This is a genomic window from Bacillus cihuensis (genome assembly GCF_000504145.1).
In the GTDB taxonomy this organism is placed as follows: Bacteria; Bacillota; Bacilli; order Bacillales; family DSM-1321; genus Peribacillus; species Peribacillus huizhouensis.
Genome location: NZ_KI632497.1, coordinates 47,873 through 73,273, shown reverse-complemented (window position 1 = coordinate 73,273; position 25,401 = coordinate 47,873). Strand labels below are relative to the sequence as shown.

Genomic DNA, 25,401 nt, shown 5'->3' with positions numbered 1-25,401 from the left:
AGACGTAATCCTTTTTATCTACATCTTTATAAAAAATCACTTTTATCCAGTAATAAAGGGCTGTAAAACCCCCACCTCAAGGCTTAGAGGAATCGAGGAAGCGGAGGTGGGGGTTAACTGCCCGTAAAAGCCCGATTGGTTCAACTAACAATCAGTGGGGGCTGAAGAAAACCCCCACCCATTGAAGTATCACTTTAACCTGCGATAGTCTTGTTTGGGTGGACTGTGGGAAACTACTTGAACACCTGAACCAATTGATTCCATTGGAAAATGCTCCATTACTCGTAATACGTAAGTAAATGGGCAGATGATAAAGGAGACGTCGCTTCGCATTATGGATTAAGTCATCCAGAAGCGAATGTCAGGGGATCAGTTTTAAAGTTTTACTTAATTATAGGAGTTGATTACACGTGGAATATGTAATTGAGATGCTCAATATTCGTAAAGAGTTCCCGGGCATAGTTGCAAATGATAATGTAACACTACAAGTAAAAAAAGGAGAAATACATGCTTTACTTGGGGAAAATGGAGCAGGGAAAACAACGTTAATGAACGTTCTTTTCGGTCTTTACCAGCCGGAAAAAGGAGAAATTCGTGTAAATGGCAAGCCAGTGAAAATTACAAATCCTAACATTGCCAACGAATTAGGAATCGGGATGGTGCACCAACATTTCATGCTTGTGGATCCTTTCACTGTCACAGAAAATATTATTCTTGGTAAAGAACCTTCAAAGGCTGGAAAAATTAATATAAAGGATGCCAGTAAAAAGGTAAGAGAGCTTTCTGAGAAATATCAACTTAGTGTCGATCCTGATGCAAAAATTAAAGATATTTCAGTAGGAATGCAGCAGCGTGTTGAAATCTTAAAAACGTTGTATCGCGGAGCTGAAATCTTGATTTTTGATGAGCCCACAGCTGTACTGACACCACAAGAAATCAAAGAATTAATGTTGATTATGAAATCTCTTGTGAACGAAGGGAAATCGATTATTCTGATCACGCATAAATTGAAGGAAATTATGGAAGTTTGTGATCGAGTTACTGTTATGCGAAAAGGCGTAGGAATTGGCACAGTAAATGTTAGTGAATCAGATCCGAACTCTTTAGCAAGTCTGATGGTTGGAAGAGATGTTGTATTTAAAACAGAGAAAAAAGAAAGTGTTCCAACAGATGTTGTTTTAGATATTGATGGGATTAGTGTGAAGGATGCCCGTGGCATTCAAGTAGTAAACCAGTTAAATCTCGCTGTTAGAGCTGGTGAAATTGTCGGAATTGCTGGGATTGATGGCAATGGACAAACAGAGTTAATCGAAGCGATTACTGGATTGAAAAAAACGATTAATGGTTCGATTAAAATAAACGGTAAAAACATTCAAAATTTAAAACCGAGAAAAATCAGTGAATCTGGTGTAGGACATATTCCGGAGGATCGTCATAAACATGGTTTAGTCTTGGATTATAGCATTGGTGAAAATATCGTCTTACAAACGTATTATCAAAAGCCGTTTTCTAAAACTGGAGTCTTAAATTATTCGAAGATTTATGATCAAGCCAGAAATATTATCGCGGAATACGATGTTAGAACTCCAAGCGAATATACACCTGCTCGTGCACTATCAGGTGGTAATCAGCAAAAAGCGATCATCGGACGTGAAGTAGACCGTAATCCTGATTTATTGATTGCTGCACAACCGACACGTGGTCTTGATGTTGGCGCGATTGAGTTCATTCATAAACGTTTAATCGAACAACGGGATAATGGGAAAGCTGTTTTACTTATTTCATTTGAACTTGACGAAATCTTGAATGTTAGTGATCGAGTTGCTGTTATTTATGAAGGAGAAATTGTTGCTATCGTCAACCCAAGAGAAACAACTGAGCAAGAGCTAGGATTGATGATGGCAGGAAGCAAGCGTATGGAAGCAGGTGACAAATCTCGTGGTTAAAAAAATGTTTGGTTTATTAATACCCGTTTTATCGGTTGTGCTAGGCTTATTAGCAGGAGCTATCATCATGCTTGTTAGTGGATATAATCCAGTTGACGCATATATGGCCTTATTCTTTGGGATATTTGGTGATTCATATTTTCTCGGGGAAGCGATCCGAACAGTTACACCGTACATTCTTGCTGGTTTAGCTGTAGCATTTGCTTTTAGAACAGGTCTATTCAACATTGGTGTTGAAGGTCAGCTTATTGTCGGTTGGTTGGCAGCTGTTTGGGTGGGAATAACTTTTGAACTACCGATGCTGATTCATTTGCCGCTTGCTATTCTTGCTGGTGGATTAGCAGGAGCTGTATGGGCATTTATACCTGGTTTATTAAAAGCCAAATTCAGAGTACATGAAGTAATTGTATCGATTATGTTAAATTACACGGCTCTTCATGTGACCAATTATATTATTTCCTATGTGTTAACTGATAAATTAGACAAGACAAATAATATCTTTGAAACAGCAACACTAAGGTCGCCGTTATTATCTGGATTAACGGATGGATCCCGCCTTCACTGGGGAATCATTGTTGCGATAATCTGTGCTATCATTATGTGGTTTATTCTTGAGAAAACGACAACTGGATTTGAACTGAAAGCAGTTGGTTTTAACCAACATGCATCTGAATATGCTGGAATGAATGTAAACCGGAACATTATGATGTCAATGGTTATATCAGGAGTATTTGCTGGATTTGCTGGTGCAATGGAAGGACTCGGCACATTTGGTTATGCTTCGATTAAAAGCGGATTTACCGGAATTGGTTTTGATGGAATTGCTGTTGCCCTTTTAGGTGCTAATACAGCAATAGGAGTTGTACTAGCTGCATTTTTATTCGGTGGTTTAAAAGCAGGAGCCCTGAATATACCCGTTGAGACGCCGATTCCAAACGAGATCGTAGACATCGTCATTGCTTTGATCGTCTTCTTTGTTGCATCTAGCTATTTCATTCGCTGGATCTTAAACCGAATTAATAAAAAGGGGGTGAAATAAGTGGATTTTTATCAAGTACTGCAAATTATTGTTCCATCGATGATTGGTCTAGCAGCTCCACTTATCTTCACTGCGCTTGGCGGTGTGTTTTCAGAACGTTCAGGTGTTGTCAATATTGGTTTAGAAGGTTTAATGGTAATTGGTGCATTTACAGGTATTGTGTTTAACCTGACATTTGCTGATGTATTTGGAGCTGCTACCCCTTGGGTCGCTGTGCTAGTCGCTATGGTTGCAGGAACAATTTTTTCCCTCTTGCATGCTGTAGCATCGATTACGTTTCGCGCTGATCAAACGGTCAGTGGGGTTGCTATTAATTTATTAGCTATTGGCCTTACCCTTTTCTTAGTTAAAAAACTTTATGGAAAAGGCCAAACAGACATGGTTACAGAAAATTTTGATCGTGTTGATATCAAATTCTTAAGCGATATTCCGTTTATCGGTAAAATATTTTTCTCAAACGGGTATTATATCTCCTATATTGCGATTATTTTAGCAATTATTGTTTGGTATGTAATATTTAAAACACCATTTGGATTACGTATTCGGGCTGTTGGAGAGCATCCAATGGCTGCAGATACTATGGGGGTTAATGTCGCAAAAATTCGTTACGCAGGTGTCCTTTTATCAGGTGCATTTGCTGGAATCGGCGGAGCAGTCCATGCCATGACAGTATCCAATGAATTCAGCCATACGACCATAAATGGCCAAGGGTTTATGGCAATTGCTGCGATGATCTTCGGTAAATGGCATCCAATTGGCGCAATGGGAGCAGGACTATTCTTTGGTTTAGCTCAAAGTTTAAGTATTGTTGGAGCTAGTTTGCCATTTTTTAAAGATATCCCAGCTGTCTATTTATTGATAGCTCCATATGTGTTAACCGTTATTGCATTAACTGGATTTATCGGACGTGCAGACGCTCCGAAAGCATCAGGTCTGCCTTATATTAAAGGAAAAAGATAATAATTAATTGAACCCCAGTCACATTAATAAATGTGACTGGTTTTTTTTATTGATCATAGTACTTTATGTCATTAACATATTTTAAATATCCGTATCAAGTACCTAATCCTTGGTAGCTGTTTCTATTATTAATAAGGCAATGTTAAAGCTTGTTGTTGATTTTAGCACTTTGTTGATTGAAGAGGAAGGCGTGAGACTCTCGCTTAGAAAAGCGAGTCAAAGGGAGAGCCCACAGGCGCATTGCACCGAGGAGGCTCCCGGACCGCCCGTGGAAAGCGAACGCCTCTCGCTGCAATCTACAGGAAAGTTTATGGGAGCCATTAATAAAAATAGTATAAAAGCTTAAAAATAAATATAAAAAAACATGTTACTTGCATGAATTTTCTTATTCAAGGTATATTTTAGAAGAAGAGAAAAGTTATTGAAGAAAAATCGTATGCGGTCAATTTCGTCTAACAGGTTTAAAAGCACTTAAACTAACAAACAATATAAAGATAAAAAATGAATGAGGAGGACTATTTAATGGGAATCTCTCTTGACACAATAAAGAAAAACCCTGGCTATTCCGTGCATATCGTTAAAACAGCTCAATACAAAACGAATACACTTGTACTAAAAATGAAAGCACCGCTTAAACATGAAACAGCGACATATCGTTCATTGCTTCCGTATATATTACAAAGTAATACAGCTACATACAAATCGACACCATTATTACGTTCGTATTTGGATGAATTATACGGAGCGAGCTTTTATGTAGATGTTGCCAAAAAAGGGGAATATCAAATCATTAGTTTTGTTCTTGAAATAGCCAATGAAAAATTCCTTCATAATTCTGAGCCTTTATTAGAAAAAGGAATTGCCTTCTTAGCAGATGTTCTATTTAATCCTAACAAGGATGGCGAAAGTTTTGATGTAGCGACGTTTAATAATGAAAAAAGATCGCTTCAACAGAGAATTCAATCCATTTATGATGACAAAATGAGGTATGCAACGACTCGCCTGGTGGAAGTTATGTGTGATGATGAACCATATGGTATTGATGCATCGGGTGATGTCGAGTCATTAGGCAGCATTACAAAAGAATCATTGTATAGTTATTATAAAAAAGCACTTTTAGAAGATGAAATGGATGTTTATGTAATAGGCGATACTAATGAAGTAGAAGTTCATAAGCTAATCGATCAGCATTTTAAGCTTCCTAACCGTGAGCCTGTAAGAATGAAAAGTGAGCAGAAAAAGGTAAGCGAAGTGAAGGAAAAGATAGAGGAAATGGATGTTAAACAGGGGAAATTAAATATCGGATATCGCACGCATATTGTATATGGAGACCCCGAATATTATGCTTTACAAGTCTTTAATGGAATATTCGGTGGCTTTTCACATTCGAAACTTTTTATAAATGTCAGAGAGAAAGCGAGTTTGGCATATTATGCGGCATCTCGTCTAGAAAGCCATAAAGGTTTGCTAATGGTAATGTCGGGCATTGAATCAGCCAATTATGATCAGGCTGTTAACATTATTCACGAGCAAATGAATGATATGAAACAGGGGAATTTCACTGATGAGGAATTATCTCAAACAAAAGCTGTAATCAAAAATCAACTATTAGAAACAGTTGATTCAGCTCGCGGTCTCGTAGAAATACTTTACCATAATGTTGTTTCTGGTTATGCAGTTTCTTTGGAAGAATGGCTGAAAAAAACAGAAGCAATTACTAAAGAGGAAATTGTATCAGTTGCCCAAAAGGTTGAATTAGATACCATTTATTTCATGAAAGGAACGGAGGTGTAAATTATGGAGAAAATAACATTTGAACAACTTCAAGAAGATATATTCCATGAAAAAATGACGAACGGACTTGAAGTATTTATTTTACCAAAGAAAGGATTCAATAAATCTTTTGCGACTTTCACAACGAAATATGGTTCGATTGATAATCGTTTTATTCCACTAGGAAAAGAAGACTATGCAAAGGTACCAGATGGCATCGCGCATTTTCTTGAGCATAAGCTATTTGAAAAAGAAGATGGAGACGTATTTCAACAGTTTAGTAAACAAGGTGCCTCTGCCAATGCCTTTACCTCTTTTACACGAACGGCATACCTTTTCTCAAGTACTGCAGACTTTGACCTTAACTTAAAGACACTGATTGACTTTGTGCAAGATCCTTATTTTTCTGAGAAAACAGTGGAAAAGGAAAAAGGAATTATTGGTCAAGAAATTAAGATGTATGATGATAATCCTGACTGGCGGCTTTATTTTGGCACCATCGAAAACATGTACCATAACCATCCGGTGAAAATTGATATTGCTGGAACAGTTGAAACTATTGCCGAAATTACGAAAGATTTACTTTATGAGTGTTATGAAACCTTTTATCATCCGAGCAATATGTTATTGTTTATTGTTGGACCTGTAGAGCCAGAAGAAATTATGGAGAAAATCCGCAACAATCAAGACGGTAAGGAGTTTCAACCGCCTCAAGAAATTAAACGCCAATTTGAAACGGAGCCTTCAGATGTAGCGATGAAAGACCGAACATTACACATGAGTGTTCAAACACCGAAAATTATGCTTGGAATTAAGTCGCCAGATCCTGATTTAAGTGGTCAAGAGTTATTAAAAAAAGAATTAACTGTAAGCATCTTGCTTGAAATGTTATTAGGAAAAAGCTCGCCTATTCATGAAGAACTGTATATGAACGGGTTGATTGATCAAACATTTTCCTATGACTTTACCCAAGAGGCTGGCTTTGGATTTGCGTTAATCGGTGGAGATACGAAACATCCTGATGAATTAACAGCAAAGTTGAAACAAATTCTGTTTGAGGCAAAAACAGGGAAAGGAATTAGTGAAGAAAGCATGAAACGAGTGATCAAAAAACGAATTGGCTTGTTTTTACGTTCACTAAATTCCCCAGAATATATCGCTAATCAATTTACGCGATATGCATTTAATGATATGAATTTATTTGATGTTGTACCAGTGCTAGAACAAATTGAGTTTAATGATGTTAAGGCTACTACTGAAAAATTGATTGATGAAAAATTTATTACGGTTTGTCAAGTATTGCCTAAATAAGTTTTTTGAGAATGGCTCATACAAATGATTTTTTATTGTATGAGCTGTTCTCTTTTTGAAGTGGTTCAAGGAGGAAATTAAGATGGAAAAACGGTTTGCACTTATTACAGGAGCAAGCGGGGGAATCGGGAGTGCAATTGCAAGGAAGCTTGCAGCAGAAAATTACTCATTGTATCTCCATTACAATCGTAATGAGGAAGCAATTGTTGCACTTATTAAGGAATTATCATCTTATGATATCGAACTTATTCCCATACAAGCTGATTTAGGCGAAGTAGATGGATATAAACATTTATGTAATCAAATTTTCTCTTTACATACGATTGTTTTAAATAGCGGCAATAGTTTTTATGGCTTAATAACTGATATGACTGATTCCACTGTTGCTCAAATGATTCAACTTCATGTGACAAGCCCTTTTCAGCTAACAAGAAACTTACTCCCTAAACTAATGAGTAATAGAGGTTCAATCGTCGCAGTTACATCAATATGGGGTCAAACGGGTAGCGCATGTGAAGTATTGTACTCGATGGTCAAGGGAGGCCAAAATGCTTTTATTAAAGCATTGAGTAAAGAAACAGCTTTAAATGGTGTCAGGGTCAATGCTGTCGCGCCTGGAGCAGTTTCAACGACCATGCTAGAATCTTTTACAGAAGAGGAACTTGAGATTTTACAGGGAGACATTCCAATGGGAAGAATCGGTGAAGCAAATGAAATTGCTGATGTTGTCTCCTTTCTCCTTTCTCAAAAAGCCTCTTATATGACGGGACAAATCATAGGGGTAAATGGTGGCTGGTACATGTGACTTGTTTGCATAAAAAATTATCGATTGTCACATGCTAACATGGTACCAATAAATGAAAGGATGATATCAATGTCTGTATTAGAAAATTGGGATCAATGGAAAGATTTCTTAGGAGACAGATTGAATCAAGGGGAAAAGCAAGGCCTTTCCCAAGATGCAATAACTGGTTTGGCAGTTGAGATTGGGGATTATCTGGCGAAACAAGTAGATCCCAAAAACGATCAAGAACGTGTATTATCTGATCTTTGGTCGGTAGCAAATGAAGATGAGAAGCATGCGATCGCCTGCTTAATGGTTAAATTGGTCGACAACAACGGTATTTCTAGCTAAACACATAAAGGATGATTCAAAAGTTTTGTACCTCATTTTTGAGGGATCTACTAATTGAATCATCCTTTTTTTTTGTAGAAAAAGGGAGGTCTTCGCAAAACCAGCCTCGCACCGCCTCCTTTCTAAGGTGATACAGTTTATCCCGCATTTGATGGGCATTAAAACCCCACCAAGGCTTAGAGGAATTGAGGAGGAGAACTTGACTATAAAAGCCCGATTTGTGAGTTACAGTGAAACTTATCGATGCGTGAGCAGAGGTAAAGTTTGCTCCCACAGGATGTGGGTCACACAGACGTTGTCGCAGGATGCGGTGCACTTAGTCTGTGATTCATTGATTCGGGTTCATAAAGTCGTTTTATCGAAGAGGAGATATTACAATCAGTAGGGGGAAGAAGAAAACGCCCACTAATTGAAGTTTCATTTATAGAACCTGAACTTTTTTCATCGTTGGGCTTTAGAGTAGATGCTTATGGATGTTTTGTACATATTAATTGCCAAGATTGTATAAAGCTTAATCTTATGTTAAGTAAAACAAAGGTTTTCCCTTTTAACTTTTACTAAAATGCTATATTATAGAGACAAGATAAATCTACTTTTATGAAATCGATGTTCTAAAAGAAAAGGCAATGTTAAAGCTCGTTGTTGATTTCGGCACTATGTTGATTGGAGCGGAATGGTGAGACTCCTGCGGAAAAAGCGAGTCAAAGGGAGACAACACAGGCGTACAGCGCCGAGGAGGCTTCCGGACACCGGCGGAAAGCGAATGCCTCTCGTTGCAATCAATAGGCAAAATTTAACAGAGCCAAAGAAAAAATCCCTTCTTCATTGATAAATTGCGTAATCTTTAAATATGATAAAAAGTCTAGGTTCCCCTTTCGTGATAAGGAGTGAGTATATTGGAGAATAAAGAATGGTATTTTGAATATGAAATACAAAAAAATAGACCGGGTTTATTAGGGGATATTTCTTCATTGCTTGGTATGCTATCTATTAATATTGTAGCGATAAATGGAGTCGATGAAGGGAGAAGGGGCTTGCTTTTGCTTGCTAATGACAGCAGAAATATTGAGAGGTTTGAGTCAATTTTATCTACAATGGATACAATAAAAGTAATAAAGCTGAGAGAACCGCATGTACTTGACAAGCTAGCTGTTAGACATGGCAGATACATACAAAGGGATGCAGATGAAAAAAATACATTTCGTTTCGTGAGGGATGATTTAGGGATTCTAGTTGATTTTATGGCTGAACTATTCAAACAGGAAGGACATAAATTGATTGGGATTCGTGGAATGCCGAGGGTTGGGAAAACGGAATCGATTGTTGCATCTAGTGTTTGTGCGAATAAGCGCTGGTTATTTGTATCTTCCACCCTTCTTAAACAAACGATTCGCAGTCAACTAATTGAAGATGAGTACAATAATAATAATATTTTTATATTAGACGGTATTGTTTCGACAAGACGAGCCAATGAGAGGCACTGGCAGTTGATACGGGAAATTATGAGGTTAAATGCAGTGAAAGTGATTGAACATCCAGATATATTTGTTCAAAATTCAGAGTACAAACTTGAGGATTTTGATTACATTATTGAATTAAGAAATACTCCTGATGAAGAGATTACATACGAAGTAGTAAACCAAAATGATCAATTACAAGGGTCGGAATTTGGTTCATTTGATTTTTAATTTGGCAGGTGTTTGATTTGACGGAATTAGGTAACAGATTGAAGGAAGCTAGGGAAAAAAAGGGCTTAAGTCTAGATGACTTACAAGAAGCTACAAAGATTCAAAAACGTTATTTGATAGGGATCGAAGAAGGAAATTATTCGATGATGCCAGGGCAGTTTTATGTTCGGGCGTTTATTAAACAATATTGTGAAGCGGTAGAACTTGAACCAGAGGAGATTTTTGATCAGTATAAAAATGAGGTTCCTGCCATTTATAATGATGAATTACCAGAGTTATCACGTGTTCAATCAAGGAAATCGCTATCACCAACAAGTTCGAAAGCAATGGAGCTATTTCCGAAAATATTAGGAATATTATTTTTCGTTGGAATCATAGTCTTAATTTATTTCTTATATTTGAAATTTGCTCCAAATGAAAAGCCAAAGGTAGTTGATGATAGTACAGGAGTTGTGGATCACGGACAACCTGATAATTCACCATTAAATAAAGGTAGTAATCCTGATGCTAATAAAGACAAAAACACGGATAAAACAGATAAGAGCAAAGAGGATGAACCAGTAAAAGAAGAGGATGTTGTAGAAACACCAACTCAGGAATTAGCGATGGTTAGTACTAGTGGCTCAAACAGCATATATGCACTGAAAAACGCTGCAACTTTTAAATTGAAAGTTGTTTCTACAGGCGAAGCATGGGTTAAAGTGAAAAACGGCAGTGGACAGACACTTTTTAACGGACTTATAAAATCTGGAGAAGCAAAAGAAATTGATGCAACCAATGAATCCGAAGTAGTCATCCGCACAGGCAGAGCCTATGAAACCGAGATTTTTGCTAATGATCAAAAACTTGAATATGCCATTTCTCCAACAGAGAAAGACGTTCAAAATGTAACGATACAATTTACAAAAGCTGAATAGTCATCTTTATGATGGCTATTTTTCGCTTGTGATATAAAGTAATCAATCTTATGCTATTCAATTTTGGAGGGTACTATAGTGAATTTACCAAATAAAATAACAATATCGAGAATTATCTTAATACCTATTTTTGTGATTATTATGCTCGTACCTTTTTCTTGGGGCGAGATGAGACTAGGGGACTACACTCTTCCAGTTAATCACTTGGTAGGAACTCTGCTTTTTATTCTGGCTGCGTCAACAGACTGGGTGGATGGACACTATGCCCGCAAATTTAATATGGTTACAAACCTTGGGAAATTTCTCGATCCTCTTGCTGACAAATTACTCGTTTCAGCAGCTTTAATCGTATTAATTGATTTGGATTTAATGTACAATCAGTCATGGATCGCTATTGTCATTATTAGTAGAGAATTTGCCGTTACAGGCTTGAGGCTTGTACTTGCGGGAACGGGTGAAGTAGTTGCCGCTGACATTTTAGGAAAAATAAAAATGTGGGCACAAATTGTAGCCATTTCAGCTTTATTATTACATAATATTCCTTTTGTATTAATTTCATTTCCATTCGCTAACATTACTTTATGGATTGCGTTAGTTTTTACTGTTTGGTCTGGATGGGATTATTTCGCAAAAAACAAAGCTGTATTTATTAATTCTAAGTAATCGAATTTGTGGGGGATGAGCATGAACGCAGAAATCATTGCGGTTGGATCTGAATTACTACTTGGTCAAATTGCCAATACGAATGGAAAGTTTTTATCCAAGCAACTAGCAGAAATAGGAATTAACGTTTATTTTCATACTGTCGTAGGGGATAATAGTGAACGACTTCAATCTGTTATTGAGATTGCGGAATCTCGTGCTGACTTAATTATTTTTACAGGCGGACTTGGACCAACAAAAGACGATTTGACGAAAGAAACGATTGCCCGTCATTTAGGAAAAAATCTTGTTTTTGACAATCATGCTTTAACAGCTATCCAAGCTTATTTTTCAAAAACTGGACGGGTGATGACAGAGAATAACAAAAAGCAGGCCCTCATTTTAGAACATGCAGAAGTACTTGCAAATGATCATGGTATGGCCCCAGGCATGATTCTTACTTTAAAGGATAAGACATATATGTTGTTGCCTGGACCTCCAAAAGAGTTGGAGCCTATGTTCTTAACTTATGGCTATAAAAAATTAATGGAAAAACTAGATAAACAAGAACGCATTGAATCAAAGGTACTGCGATTTTTTGGAATTGGAGAGTCATTGTTAGAAACGAAAATTGATGATTTGCTTGAAAATCAAACCAATCCAACGATTGCTCCGCTTGCAGGTGATGGTGAAGTCACGCTAAGGATTACTGCAAAACATGAATCAATAGAAATATGTAATCAGCTGATTAGTGAAGTGGAAACGGAAATAATGAAACGTGTGGGAGACTTTTACTATGGAAGTGAACAGACTTCATTAATTAAGGAATTAGTAAAAGAGTTAACTGCAAGAGGTATGTCAATTGCCGCTGCTGAAAGTTTGACCGGTGGGATGTTCCAAGAGCAGCTAACGACCATTCCAGGAGCTGGTAAAGTCTTTAAAGGAGGGATCGTTAGTTATACAAATGAAGCTAAGTCTAATTTGCTTCAAATTCGTGATGAAACCATCTCTGGATCTGGTGTCATAAGTGAGCAATGTGCAATCGAGATGGCCGAAAATATTCGAACACAGCTCGATGCAGATGTTGGAATTAGCTTTACCGGAGTAGCTGGTCCAGATGAACAGGAATCTAAGCCAGTAGGAACCGTCTTTATAGGTATAGCTTTCCGTAATGGAGATTCGAAGGTTGAGAAACTAAACCTCTCTGGCAGTAGAACACAAATTAGAATACGAAGTGTAAAATACGGCTGCCATTATTTATTGAATCATCTTTCTAACTAATTTTCTAAGAGGGTGTCTTAAAAGGTGAATTTTGCTTTTTTAGACACTCTCTTTTTATTTTTGATGGAAAATAATATTGTTAAATAAAAAAGTCCTTAATATTGCATCATTATATAATATAGCCTTAGTATACAAGAAGATTAAAATTTCATTATTAAAGCATATATTAATTAGAAATAGAATTTTTGCTAGACAGAAATGTAGTTTTTAAGTTATTATAGCTTTAGAAATAAACGAATGAATGTTCGTTTTTTTCTTGGCAAATGAAAGGAAAAAGTATATAGTAGAGATAGACATTTGAAAGGGAATGAAGCGAGCATTTCTCCCCCTTCTTTTTTATAAGTCGAAATAGTATAGAAGTTTTTTGATATTTTACCTGGCAATCTAAGCCTGGGACGAGCTATTGTTTAATAAAATTATTATCTAATCAGCCAAGCTGATTAACCTATAGAGGAGGAACTTAAGTGAGCGATCGTCAAGCGGCACTAGAAATGGCATTGAAACAAATTGAAAAACAATTTGGTAAAGGTTCCATCATGAAGTTAGGAGAACAAACAGACAGAAGAATCTCAACAATTTCAAGCGGATCATTAGCATTGGATGTAGCTTTAGGAGTAGGTGGATACCCTCGAGGCAGGGTTATTGAAGTATATGGTCCGGAAAGCTCAGGTAAAACAACGGTATCCTTACATGCGATTGCAGAGGTCCAGGCTAATGGTGGTACGGCTGCATTTATTGATGCAGAGCACGCACTAGACCCTGATTACGCACAGAAACTCGGAGTCAACATTGATGAATTATTATTGTCACAGCCAGACACTGGTGAACAGGCACTTGAAATTGCAGAAGCATTGGTCAGAAGTGGTGCAGTAGATATTATTGTCATTGACTCTGTAGCTGCGCTCGTTCCTAAAGCTGAAATTGAAGGTGAGATGGGAGATTCTCATATGGGTCTTCAAGCTAGAATGATGTCACAGGCGTTGAGAAAACTATCTGGTGCAATTAATAAATCCAATACGATTGCTGTTTTCATTAACCAAGTTCGTGAAAAGATTGGTGTAATGTTTGGAAATCCTGAGACAACTCCAGGGGGACGTGCATTGAAGTTTTATTCATCAGTAAGACTTGAAGTGCGCCGTGCAGAACAATTGAAGCAAGGCAGTGACATTGTTGGTAACAAAACAAAAATTAAAGTTGTTAAAAACAAGGTAGCGCCGCCATTTAAGCAAGCAGAAGTAGATATTATGTATGGTGAAGGTATTTCTAGAGAAGGTGAAATCATCGATATGGGATCTGAATTAGATATCGTTGAAAAAAGTGGATCATGGTATTCGTATAACGGTGAAAGACTAGGGCAAGGCCGTGAAAATGCTAAGCTTTTCTTAAAAGAAAACAAAACTATTAAACTTGAAATCGCACAGAAAATCCGCGATCATTATAATCTAGATGGTGTACATGTATTACCTGCAGATAGTGAGAAAGAACAGGAAGAAATGAGCCTGCTCGATTAATTGTGTTAAAGTAAAGAAGCTTGTTGATATGAACTTTAACCCGAATAATGGACACTTATAAAAAAGTGCCATATATTCGGGTTTTTCTATGTCCTAAGACAGAAAACCCGTTTATAATAAAAGCAATTATTGTAGACGGAGGATTTACATGAGTAAGAACCTATTTACGGAATTTCAAACTAAAGAGTTAGAGAAGAATCCTAATGCTTTAAGTGTTTATGAACGTTCATTTCTTATGTTCCTGACTTCAAAGTAAAGGCTGTAATGGAATATCGAAGTGGGAAATTACCTTCTCAAATCTTTATCGAAAATGGTTTTAATCTTGAGTTGATCGGTAAAAACCAACCAATAAGATGTCTTCAAAGGTGGCGCGACACCTTTGAGAAATTTGGTGAAGTTGGGCTTCAGTCAGTTCGTAAAGGAAAGTCCAGTACAGGACGCCCATCATCAAAGGAACTATCTGCTGAAGAAAAGCTCAAAAAGGCTGAAGCCAGAGTAAAATTCTTAGAAGCTAAAATGACTCCTTAAAAAAGCTAGAGGATATAGAATGGCAGGCGTTGAGGGAAAAACATTATTAACACGATCAGCGAAATATCAACTTATCGAGCAAAGCATTCGTCAACACCAATTAAAAACCTCAGTAAGTTTTCTATGTGGGCTAGCTGGCGTAAGTAGAAGTGGGTATTATGCTTGGTTAAAGGCTGTCTCGATTCGCCAACGTAAAGATGAAGAAGATCAAAAGGACATTAAATTAATCCAATACATTTTCAATCAGAAAAAACAAAAAGTAGGGGCACTACAAATTAAAATGATCTTAGAAAATGATTATTTTGTTGTAATGAATCATAAGAAAATTAGACGGTTAATACGTACATTGCAACTTATTGCAAAGGTTAGAATGGCAAAGGCAGCACAAGAACATCGGACATGCCCTAACCTCTTAAATCGTGAATTTAATCAAGACGAGCCAGTGAATGTTATTAACGGATATCACTGATCTGTATTATGTGCATGGACAAAAAGCCTATTTCCTGTGTTAAGGATGGCAGCACAAATGAAATACTTGCCCATCATCTGTTTTGTCTATAAAACTTTGGAAAAGTTTAATGAAACTACATAGAAACATTTTCAGCCAGGAGCTATCCAGCATTCGGACCAGGGTTTCCATTACACTCATCCCCTCTTTCAAGAGAAAGTAAAGAAACTAAGAATGACTCAATCAATGTCTCGTAATGGCAATTGTTGGGATAATGCTCCGATGGAATCGTTCTTTGGCCTTTTTATTGATGAAGTCGATTATAAAGAAAGTAGTAGTTTAAATGAATTAAAGCATATAATGGATTCTTACATCGAGGAGTATAACAATCGTCGTTACTAGTGAGGATTGAAAAAGATGACCCAGGTTCAGTACCGAGGTCATCTAATCGCAGCATAGGACCTTTTATTAAACGGTCCATATTGTGGGTTTCAGTTCAATAGCAAGCCTCTTTTTTAAATATATGGTTTATAATGGAAACTTTTGGTCAAAAATACTAGATAGTATCGCAAGAATATGTGGATGATAATGGAAAATTAATTAAGGGTATAAGTAATTTTCTAACTTTTTGGAACCGTTCCGAATATTCATGTATAGAGTCTTTGCAAACTCTTGACAATAAAATTTCTCAACTATACAATTAACATGTATATTTTACATTTTTTTAAATAAAGAATTTTGAAAAGCCAAGTGCTGTATATTGAAGACATGTACAATGTACTTGCCGACAGTTCAACTTTATTAAGTAAAAGTTCATAGCAAGGGGAGGTGAAACGATGGAACCTATTCAACTCATCATCTCCAGTTTGCTTGGCCTATTCGTCGGTGCAGTTGTTAGTTATTTTGTTTTTAAGAATATTACTCAAAACAAAATAGCAGGGGCGAGAAATTCTGCTGAACAAATTCTTGAAGATGCAAAAAGGGAAGCGGAAGCTCTAAAAAAAGAAGCCCTATTGGAAGCGAAAGATGATATTCATAAAACTCGTTCAGATGCCGAGCGTGAAATTCGAGAACGAAGATCTGAATTACAAAAACAAGAAAATCGATTATTACAAAAAGAAGAAAACCTTGACCGTAAAGATGAATCGTTAGATAAACGTGAAACTCTTTTGGAAAAGAAGGAAGATTCTCTTGACCAAAGACAACAGCATATTGAAGAGATGGAAAGCAAAGTGGATGAGATGGTTCGTAAGCAGCAAACAGAGCTTGAGCGTATTTCAAGCCTGACTCGTGATGAAGCGAAAGCCATTATTATTGATCGTATTGAAAATGAGCTGGCACACGATATTGCACTTATGGTTAAAGAAACAGAGAACCGCGCAAAAGAAGAAGCAGACAAAAAAGCAAAAGATATTCTCTCACTTGCAATTCAGCGTTGTGCTGCTGATCATGTTGCTGAGACCACCGTTTCAGTAGTCAATCTTCCAAACGATGAGATGAAGGGTCGTATTATTGGCCGAGAAGGCCGTAATATTAGAACTCTTGAGACGCTTACAGGAATCGACCTAATTATTGATGATACGCCTGAAGCAGTAATCTTATCTGGATTTGACCCAATTAGACGTGAAACAGCTCGTTTAGCTCTAGAGAAGCTTGTTCAGGATGGTCGTATCCATCCAGCACGAATTGAAGAAATGGTGGACAAAGCAAGGCGTGAAGTGGACGAGCACATCCGAGAGATAGGAGAGCAAACCACATTTGAAGTAAGTGTCCACGGACTTCATCCTGACCTTATTAAAATTCTGGGTCGTTTGAAATTCCGTACTAGCTATGGTCAAAACGTCTTAAAGCATTCCATAGAAGTTGCACAATTATCTGGCTTATTAGCTGCTGAATTAGGTGAAGATGAAACACTTGCACGTCGCGCTGGGCTTCTTCATGATATCGGCAAAGCGATTGACCATGAAGTGGAAGGTAGCCATGTAGAGATTGGTGTAGAATTGGCTACAAAATATAAAGAACATCCTGTCGTTATCAATAGTATTGCTTCTCATCATGGTGATACTGAACCGACATCGATTATTTCTGTACTAGTCGCTGCAGCAGATGCGTTATCAGCAGCTAGGCCGGGTGCTCGAAGTGAAACACTCGAAAACTATATTAGAAGGCTCGAAAAGTTAGAAGAGATTTCCGAATCTTATGATGGAGTGGAAAAATCATTTGCCATTCAAGCTGGTCGAGAAGTTCGTGTTATGGTTAAACCAGATCAAATTGATGATTTGGGGGCACATCGACTTGCTAGGGATATTCGTAAACGGATTGAAGAAGAGTTAGATTATCCAGGTCATATTAAAGTAACCGTGCTACGTGAAACGAGAGCAGTTGAATATGCGAAATAAACAAAGCGTTTGGGCCTTTTTAGGGTCCAACGCTTTGTTTTTCTTTTAGGCTATGTTGAAGCTCACGATTGATTTTGGCACAATGTTGATTGGAGCGCAAGGCGTGAGATTCCTGCTTAGAAAAGCTCCCGGACCGCCCGCGGAAACCGATCGCCTTTCGTTTCAGTCAGCAGGCAAGTTTAACAGAGCCTTCTTTTAAAGAATAAGCATACGTTTTACAATGTGTTTGCTGTCCGATACACCAAAACCTTATGGGGCAGTGCTGTTTAATATGACCAATCTCTAGTAACTGCTAGGATATAGTGGAACATGGCATTTGCGTTGTAATAGAGGTTTCTCTGGTAGATGAATGGTGGCATCGCTTTTAGAAAGTTCGGCAATGATATGTGGTACAATAGAACAGAATATTATCATTAAAGTTTGGTTTTAGAAAGGAATTAACTATGAAATTGCTTTTTGTTGGAGATGTAGTCGGTTCACCAGGAAGAGATATGGTGAAAGAATATTTACCGAAAATCAAGGAGAAATATCGACCGCAAATTACCATAATAAATGGGGAAAATGCTGCTGGGGGTCGTGGGATTACCGAGAAGATCTATCGGCAATTCCTTGAAGCTGGAGCGCAGGCAGTGACCCTTGGTAATCATGCTTGGGATAACCGTGAAATTTTTGAATTTATTGAATCTGCAAAGAATCTTGTACGCCCTGCGAATTTTCCAGAAGGAACTCCGGGTGCAGGGATAAAATATATCAAGTTAAATCAATTCGAGATTGCTGTCATTAACTTACAAGCAAGAACGTTTATGCCTGCTTTGGATTGCCCATTCACTAAAGCGGAAGAGCTTGTAGAAGAAGCTAGAAAGCGTACCCCAATAATTTTTGTTGATTTTCATGGAGAAGCTACAAGTGAGAAGCAAGCGATGGGTTGGTTCCTTGATGGGAAAGTGTCCGCAGTTGTTGGTACTCACACACATGTTCAAACGGCAGACAATCGAATTCTTCCCAAAGGCACAGCTTATTTATCTGATGTTGGGATGACAGGTCCATACGATGGTATTCTTGGAATGGAGAGAGACGCTGTTATTCATCGTTTTTTAACAAGTCTACCTGTACGTTTTGAAGTACCAAAAGAAGGAAGAACGATCTTAAGTGCAGTCATTATTGATGTTGATGAAAAAACTGGTAAAGCAAACAAAATAGATCGAATATTGATAAACGATGATCATCCATTTTTTCATTAGGCTCTTTTCGTAAAGATTGTTGTTTTAGCAAGAAACCAATTCGAACAGATGTTGATTGTAGTGGAAGGTGCGAGACTCCTGCGGGAAAAGCGTGTTGAGGGAGACCCCGCAAGTGCAAAGCACTGAGGAGGCTTCTGAGACCGCCCGCGGAAAGCGAGTACCTGCAACGGAAATCAACCCGGGTTATTAGTGTAAAAATGATTGAAAAGCAACAAAGTATGTGAAAACAGCCTTTCATTAAATTGAAACAGCCATGCGTAAGCGGGCTGTTTTTCACTTTGTCCGGCATTAACGGACAGTAACATCTTCATACTACGAATTTATGTAGAGAAATTTGAGGCATTTGAATAGAGAAAGCTGTCCGTAAAAGCCCGATTGATCGAAGCGAAAAGCGAAGATCTTAGCGACAGTAGAACAGGACTAACCGTTTGCGAAAGCCCGTAGCTAACAGAAGTTTCACTTTATTTTCCCTTCTTGTCATACCTGATTTTATTCATGAATATAGTAGCAGTGGATAGAGTCATACCTTTTGAGAAAATTTCAAATAGGTAATGGAAAACGAGGAGGGCTAGGAATGGAAATATTAAAGGTTTCAGCAAAATCTAATCCTAATTCTGTAGCAGGCGCCCTAGCCGGGGTTCTAAGAGAAAGAGGATCCGCGGAAATACAAGCTATTGGTGCAGGGGCGTTAAATCAAGCTGTCAAGGCAGTAGCAATCGCAAGAGGATTTGTAGCTCCTAGTGGAATGGACTTGATCTGTATACCTGCCTTTACAGACATTAAGATTGATGGTGAAGAGAGAACAGCTATAAAACTAATCATAGAGCCCAGATGAAAATAAAGTTCAAAATTTCCTGTTTGCATAGCCAAGCAGGTTCTTTTTATTGGGGAAAAGACGTCAATGACATTATTTATTTATATGTATTTCTGAAATAAAAAAGATAAAGGAAGGAATCTCAACATGAAAATATTCGATGCTCATTGTGACGTTTTGATGAAAATGTTTACTGATGCGACAATTTCCTTTCATGATCAAACTAAATTAGATATAACATATGAATCATTAAAAGAAATCGGAGGAAAGGTGCAATGCTTTGCCATCTACATACCGGAACAAGTTCACCCAGATCTTCGTTTTATGGCTGCATTGTCCATGGTCGAGTTGTTTGTTACCAAAATCGTTTCATTACCGAATATAATCTGGATCCGTACGAATGAAGACATTCAAAATCTAAAACATGATCAAGTTGGGGCTATATTAACTCTTGAAGGGTGTGACTGTATTGGTGCAGACATATTGAAACTAAAGACTTTATTAAGGCTTGGAGTTCGATCAGTGGGACTTACATGGAATTTTGCGAATATGGTGGCAGACGGTGCTAAGGAGCAAAGAGGAGCGGGTTTAACGCGATTTGGAGAAAATGTGATTCAAGTATTAAATGAGAATAAAGTATGGACTGATGTTTCCCATTTATCAGAGCGAGCTTTCTGGGATGTAATTGAACTGGCAAATGATATTATTGCTTCTCACTCGAATGCGTATAAACTTTGCCCGCATCGAAGAAATCTTCGAGATGACCAAATTTCTGCATTAATAAACAAAGGAGCACCTATTGGGATCACATTCGTACCTGAATTTCTCAAAAAAGATAAAAAGGCGACCATTAAAGATGTGTTAAAGCATATTGATTATGTTGGGAGCCTTGGTGGACAAAAAAATCTTGGCTTCGGTTCCGATTTTGATGGAATTGATGATAAAGTTATAGGCTTAACAAATTATCGTGGTTATTTTGAATTAATCAATATTCTAACAAAGTATTACTCAGCTGATTTTGTTCAAGATCTATTGTTTAATAATTTTGCAAAGAAGTTTCCTTTTGTATCACAAGAAATTCTTTAAATGATTGCACATAAAGACAGACTATAATCTCATAGTCTGTCTAAAAAAGATTTTAATAAACCTTCATATATTAGAAGTTGTCATGACAGGTACAACGATTGTTTCTGTGATGGCCGCAGAAGTTGAATGAAAATAAACCGCCGCAATTATTTCTGTGATGGTTGGTGTTATGGTTATGATTCACAATATTTATTGTAGAATGGTCGCAATGTTCTTTATCACAAGAGCATGGTTTGAAGCATTTATAGTGATTTGAATGGTTGCAAGAACATGAATGACTCGGTTTAAAGCAAGTAGCCGGACCAACTTCTTCAAATGAACGGATTCCGCAATTATGCTTTTGACCCATTTGTTTCCCTCCTTTATATGAGTGCTACAGTACAAGATATTGTATGCGTACTTTGTTGTGTGGGTTTCAGGCATCAGCCCGTCAACAAGATAAATGTGCCAGTACAATTTACTTAGAAGCGATAAAGACGCTCAATTCAATCGTTGCTTTTAGCACAGAAAAGCATTACATCAAGAGAGATTAATCAAATGAATGAACTTTAATATAAAAATATATAGATTTAATGCAATAAATATTGACGTTTTACAATCCGATTAAATATTATCCTTGTTTTTATGTAGGGAGAGTGTACATGATGAACGGAAAAATGAAAGCGATTGTAAAGCATAAGCGGGGGTATGGGGCTGAATTACAAACGGTCGATATTCCAAAGATAGATGATGGAGAAGTACTGATAAAAGTTAAAGCTACATCCATATGTGGTACGGATGTGCACATTTATACATGGGATGAATGGTCAAGAAGAAGGGTGAATCCTCCTTATGTGTTTGGTCATGAATTTTCAGGTGAGGTAGTAGAAATTGGTGCACATGTTACGAGTATAAAAGTAGGAGATTTTGTATCTGCAGAAACCCATATTGTTTGTGGTGCATGTCTGCAATGTTTAGCAGGTAAATTTCATATCTGTAAAAATACAAAAATAGTAGGTGTGGATACGCAAGGATGCTTTGCAGAATATGTAGCACTTCCAGCAGGAAACTTGTGGAGGAATCCAGTAGATATGGACTCAGATATTGCATCAATTCAAGAGCCGATGGGCAATGCTGTTCATACAGTACTGTCTGGGGATGTAGCAGGAAAGAATATGGCGATTATTGGTTGTGGCCCGATTGGATTGATGGCAATTGCTGTAGCAAAAGCGGTAGGTGCATCAACTGTTCTTGCTATCGATATAAATGATTATCGATTAAAGTTGGCGAAAAAAATGGGTGCGTCACATACCATTCATTCAAAACTCATTGATCCAATAGCTTACGTAGAACAGCTTACCAATGGATGCGGTGTCGATGTTGTTTGTGAAATGAGTGGACATCCAACAGCTATCAAGCAAGGGTTTAAAATGATTACAAATGGTGGACGTCTATCGATTTTAAGTTTACCTTCAGAACCAGTAGAAGTTAACATAACCGAGGATATCGTATTTAAAGGAATTACCGTGCAAGGAATTACTGGTAGACTCATGTTTACAACGTGGCAGCAGGTTTCAAACTTATTAGCATCAGGTCAGGTTAATATTGGGTCATTGATTACTCATCATTTTCCATTAAATGAATTTGCAAAAGGGTTTGATTTGATGATTAAAGGGCAATGTGGAAAAGTAATTTTGCATCCGTAATTAATAGATTAATACATTACATGTTGGGAGGAATAGTGATGAAGGGGTTTGAGTATTTACAGAAAGAATTAGATGCAATGCAAAAGCAAGGTGTATTTCGAAGTTTAATGGAATTAGAATCTGAACAAGGATCAAAAGTTATAATTGATGGAAGAAGTGTGATACAGCTTTCTTCAAATAACTATTTAGGTTTAACCAATCATCCAAGATTGAAAAAAGCAGCAATGGCTGCAGTTGAGCAATTTGGAGCTGGGACAGGATCTGTCCGTACTATTGCAGGAACATTTACTATGCATAATAAACTTGAAGAAAAATTAGCGAAGTTTAAACACACTGAAGCGGCGCTCGTATTTCAATCAGGATTTACAACTAACCAGGGCGTGCTTTCAGCTATTATGACAGATCAAGATGTTGTAATTTCGGATGAATTGAATCACGCCTCTATCATTGATGGAATCCGTTTAACGAAAGCGGCACGTAAAGTATATAAACATATTGATATGGGATCGTTGGAGCAGAAACTAAAAGAAACGCAGGCGTATCGAAATAGGCTAATCGTCACAGACGGAGTATTTTCAATGGATGGCGACATTGCTCCTCTTCCTGCCATTGTAGAACTAGCCGAGAAATATCATGCACTTGTTATGGTTGATGATGCGCATGGATCAGGTGTATTAGGGGAGAACGGTCGTGGAACTGTTAACCATTTCGGTTTAGATGGTCGAGTGCATATACAGGTAGGTACGCTTAGTAAAGCAATTGGAGTGCTCGGTGGTTATGTTGCAAGTACAAGAACATTAATCGATTATGTAATTCATAAGGGCCGTCCATTTTTATTTAGTACGTCGCACCCGCCTGCCGTTACGTTGGCTTGTATGGAAGCGGTGGATGTTTTGTTAGAAGAGCCAGAAAGAATAGAAAAGCTTTGGAATAATACCAATTACTTAAAGGAAGGTTTGAACAAATTAGGCTTTAATACAGGAAATAGTGAAACACCTATAACACCAGTAATAGTTGGCGAGGAAGGATTATCCCATCAATTTTCAGATAAATTGTTAAAATACGGAGTTTTTGCACAAGGCATCGCTTTCCCAACTGTAGCAAAAGGAAAAGCTCGAATTCGAACAATTGTAACAGCTCAGCATTCTCAGGAAGAATTACAACAAGCGTTGAAAGCTTTTGAGAAGGCTGGAAAAGAGCTTGGAATTATTCAATAAGATGGGTTTCCCATAATGCAGAACCCCACTTCGATTACATCTAGTATAAAAATACGTAAATAGCATGATAAACGAAGGAATGGAACTTTTAGATATTATTAATTCGGGTGCAAAATCCGAACAAAAAGGATAAAGGATTGTTGAAATTCCTTTAATAGTTTAAAATGGTATGTTGTAAGTCAAGAATAATGAAATGTATGAATGATACATGCAAATGGAATTGAAAGAGGGGATATTCTTGAACGAAAAACAACGCCTGGAAACGCAACAAATAACTGCTGAAAAGCCAGCGGACAAAAAATCCGAAAAGGACTACAGCAAATATTTCCAAGCTGTATACGTTCCTCCTTCCTTGAAGGAAGCGAAAAAACGCGGTAAAGAAGAAGTAAAATATGATCAATTTGCCATCCCAGAACAATTAAAAGGATTGGGAGAGGGGCGTAAGTTTTTTATTCGTACTTATGGCTGTCAAATGAATGAACATGATACAGAGGTTATGGCTGGTATTTTTATGGCATTAGGATATGAAGCAACTGACACAGTTGACGATGCCAATGTAATCTTGCTTAATACATGTGCAATACGAGAAAATGCTGAGAATAAAGTATTTGGGGAACTCGGTCATTTAAAATCATTGAAACTGGAAAAACCGGATTTACTGCTTGGTGTATGTGGCTGTATGTCTCAAGAAGAATCGGTTGTAAATCGAATTCTATCTAAGCATGGTTTTGTTGATATGATTTTTGGTACACATAACATCCATCGCTTGCCTCATATTTTACATGATGCCTATATGTCCAAGGAAATGGTCATTGAAGTATGGTCTAAAGAAGGAGACGTTATTGAAAACCTACCTAAAGTCCGTAAAGGGAAAACGAAGGCTTGGGTAAATATCATGTACGGTTGTGATAAATTCTGTACCTACTGTATTGTTCCCTATACAAGAGGAAAAGAAAGAAGTCGTCGCCCTGAAGAAATTATTCAGGAAGTGCGTCATCTTGCAGCACAAGGTTATAAGGAAGTCACCTTACTTGGCCAAAACGTAAATGCTTATGGAAAAGATTTAGAAGATATCCAATACGGTCTAGGGGATCTTATGGACGAAATACGCAAAATTGATATACCGCGTGTTCGCTTCACTACAAGCCATCCGCGTGATTTCGATGATCATTTAATTGAAGTTCTTGCAAAAGGTGGTAATCTTCTCGAGCATATCCATTTACCAGTCCAATCTGGTAGCAGTGATATTTTGAAAATCATGGCTCGAAAATATACGAGAGAGCAGTATTTGGAGCTTGTAAGAAAAATTAAAGCAGCGATTCCGAATGCTACCTTAACAACGGATATTATTGTCGGTTTCCCAAATGAAACAGAAGAACAATTCGAAGAAACATTATCTTTATTCCGTGAGGTCGGATTCGATGCAGCATATACGTTTATTTACTCACCACGTGAAGGCACTCCTGCTGCGAAAATGAAGGATAACATCCCAATGGAAGTCAAAAAAGAACGTTTGCAACGATTGAATGCACTTGTAAACGAAACTTCTGCTGAAAAAATGAAGGCATACGAAGGTCAAATCGTTGAAGTTCTTGTCGAAGGTGAAAGTAAAAACAATCCAGACGTTCTAGCTGGGTATACGACGAAAAATAAATTAGTCAACTTCAAAGGACCTAAATCTGCAATCGGCCAAATTGTGAAGGTGAAAGTAATCGAAGCAAAAACATGGTCGTTAAAAGGTGATATGGTTGAAGAAGTGGCAGCGATCAAGGGGGAATAA

General features: G+C 37.5%; 19 protein-coding genes and 1 pseudogene. All 20 read left to right on the top strand.

Going from position 1 to position 25,401, the window contains the following annotated elements; genetic code table 11:
• Positions 1-410: 410 nt before the first annotated feature.
• The 20 genes and pseudogenes from V179_RS0118595 to miaB all read left to right on the top strand — a co-directional run bounded on the left by V179_RS0118595 (position 411) and on the right by miaB (position 25,401).
• On the top strand, positions 411-1,946 hold the full coding sequence (locus tag V179_RS0118595) for an ABC transporter ATP-binding protein (RefSeq protein WP_028392782.1): 1,536 nt from the start codon (positions 411-413) through the stop codon (positions 1,944-1,946).
• A complete protein-coding gene (locus tag V179_RS0118590; RefSeq protein ID WP_028392781.1) occupies positions 1,939-2,985 on the top strand; it encodes an ABC transporter permease in 1,047 nt (348 codons plus the stop codon). Before V179_RS0118595 ends, V179_RS0118590 begins: the two co-directional genes overlap by 8 nt.
• The gene (locus V179_RS0118585; protein WP_028392780.1) at positions 2,986-3,945 is read left to right on the top strand and encodes an ABC transporter permease; all 960 of its coding nucleotides are present in this window, start codon (positions 2,986-2,988) and stop codon (positions 3,943-3,945) included.
• A gap of 522 nt (positions 3,946-4,467) precedes the next feature.
• Positions 4,468-5,739, top strand: coding sequence for an EF-P 5-aminopentanol modification-associated protein YfmF (gene yfmF / locus V179_RS31375; RefSeq protein ID WP_028392779.1), 1,272 nt, complete (start codon positions 4,468-4,470; stop codon positions 5,737-5,739).
• A gap of 3 nt (positions 5,740-5,742) precedes the next feature.
• Positions 5,743-7,029 (top strand): EF-P 5-aminopentanol modification-associated protein YfmH, encoded by a 1,287-nt coding sequence (gene yfmH, locus V179_RS31370; RefSeq protein ID WP_028392778.1) that lies wholly within the window; start codon positions 5,743-5,745, stop codon positions 7,027-7,029.
• An 82-nt stretch (positions 7,030-7,111) separates the two neighbouring features.
• On the top strand, positions 7,112-7,834 hold the full coding sequence (ymfI, locus tag V179_RS0118565; protein ID WP_028392777.1) for an elongation factor P 5-aminopentanone reductase: 723 nt from the start codon (positions 7,112-7,114) through the stop codon (positions 7,832-7,834).
• Positions 7,835-7,903: 69 nt separating this feature from the next.
• Positions 7,904-8,164, top strand: coding sequence for a DUF3243 domain-containing protein (locus V179_RS0118560; RefSeq protein WP_028392776.1), 261 nt, complete (start codon positions 7,904-7,906; stop codon positions 8,162-8,164).
• Positions 8,165-9,060: 896 nt separating this feature from the next.
• A complete protein-coding gene (locus V179_RS0118555; protein ID WP_028392775.1) occupies positions 9,061-9,852 on the top strand; it encodes a DUF3388 domain-containing protein in 792 nt (263 codons plus the stop codon).
• Between the two features lie 8 nt (positions 9,853-9,860).
• A complete protein-coding gene (locus tag V179_RS0118550) occupies positions 9,861-10,769 on the top strand; it encodes a RodZ family helix-turn-helix domain-containing protein (RefSeq protein WP_326929556.1) in 909 nt (302 codons plus the stop codon).
• Between the two features lie 78 nt (positions 10,770-10,847).
• On the top strand, positions 10,848-11,432 hold the full coding sequence (gene pgsA, locus V179_RS0118545; protein WP_028392773.1) for a CDP-diacylglycerol--glycerol-3-phosphate 3-phosphatidyltransferase: 585 nt from the start codon (positions 10,848-10,850) through the stop codon (positions 11,430-11,432).
• A gap of 21 nt (positions 11,433-11,453) precedes the next feature.
• Positions 11,454-12,692, top strand: coding sequence for a competence/damage-inducible protein A (locus tag V179_RS0118540; protein WP_028392772.1), 1,239 nt, complete (start codon positions 11,454-11,456; stop codon positions 12,690-12,692).
• A gap of 464 nt (positions 12,693-13,156) precedes the next feature.
• Positions 13,157-14,203: a recombinase RecA gene (gene recA / locus V179_RS0118535; protein ID WP_028392771.1), complete on the top strand. Its 1,047-nt coding sequence runs from the start codon at positions 13,157-13,159 to the stop codon at positions 14,201-14,203.
• A 148-nt stretch (positions 14,204-14,351) separates the two neighbouring features.
• Positions 14,352-15,638: pseudogene (locus V179_RS30200) on the top strand (IS3 family transposase).
• Positions 15,639-16,015: 377 nt separating this feature from the next.
• Complete coding sequence (rny, locus tag V179_RS0118520) at positions 16,016-17,578, top strand: ribonuclease Y (protein WP_028392770.1); 1,563 nt, start codon at positions 16,016-16,018, stop codon at positions 17,576-17,578.
• Positions 17,579-18,021: 443 nt separating this feature from the next.
• On the top strand, positions 18,022-18,819 hold the full coding sequence (locus V179_RS0118515; protein WP_028392769.1) for a TIGR00282 family metallophosphoesterase: 798 nt from the start codon (positions 18,022-18,024) through the stop codon (positions 18,817-18,819).
• Between the two features lie 574 nt (positions 18,820-19,393).
• A complete protein-coding gene (gene spoVS, locus V179_RS0118510) occupies positions 19,394-19,654 on the top strand; it encodes a stage V sporulation protein SpoVS (RefSeq protein ID WP_028392768.1) in 261 nt (86 codons plus the stop codon).
• 126 nt (positions 19,655-19,780) lie between these two features.
• Positions 19,781-20,719 carry a dipeptidase gene (locus tag V179_RS0118505; protein WP_028392767.1) on the top strand — a complete coding sequence of 313 codons (939 nt, stop codon included), beginning with the start codon at positions 19,781-19,783 and terminating at the stop codon, positions 20,717-20,719.
• A gap of 644 nt (positions 20,720-21,363) precedes the next feature.
• The gene (tdh, locus tag V179_RS0118500) at positions 21,364-22,404 is read left to right on the top strand and encodes an L-threonine 3-dehydrogenase (RefSeq protein WP_028392766.1); all 1,041 of its coding nucleotides are present in this window, start codon (positions 21,364-21,366) and stop codon (positions 22,402-22,404) included.
• A gap of 38 nt (positions 22,405-22,442) precedes the next feature.
• Positions 22,443-23,621, top strand: coding sequence for a glycine C-acetyltransferase (locus tag V179_RS0118495; RefSeq protein WP_028392765.1), 1,179 nt, complete (start codon positions 22,443-22,445; stop codon positions 23,619-23,621).
• A gap of 238 nt (positions 23,622-23,859) precedes the next feature.
• Complete coding sequence (gene miaB, locus V179_RS0118490) at positions 23,860-25,401, top strand: tRNA (N6-isopentenyl adenosine(37)-C2)-methylthiotransferase MiaB (RefSeq protein ID WP_028392764.1); 1,542 nt, start codon at positions 23,860-23,862, stop codon at positions 25,399-25,401.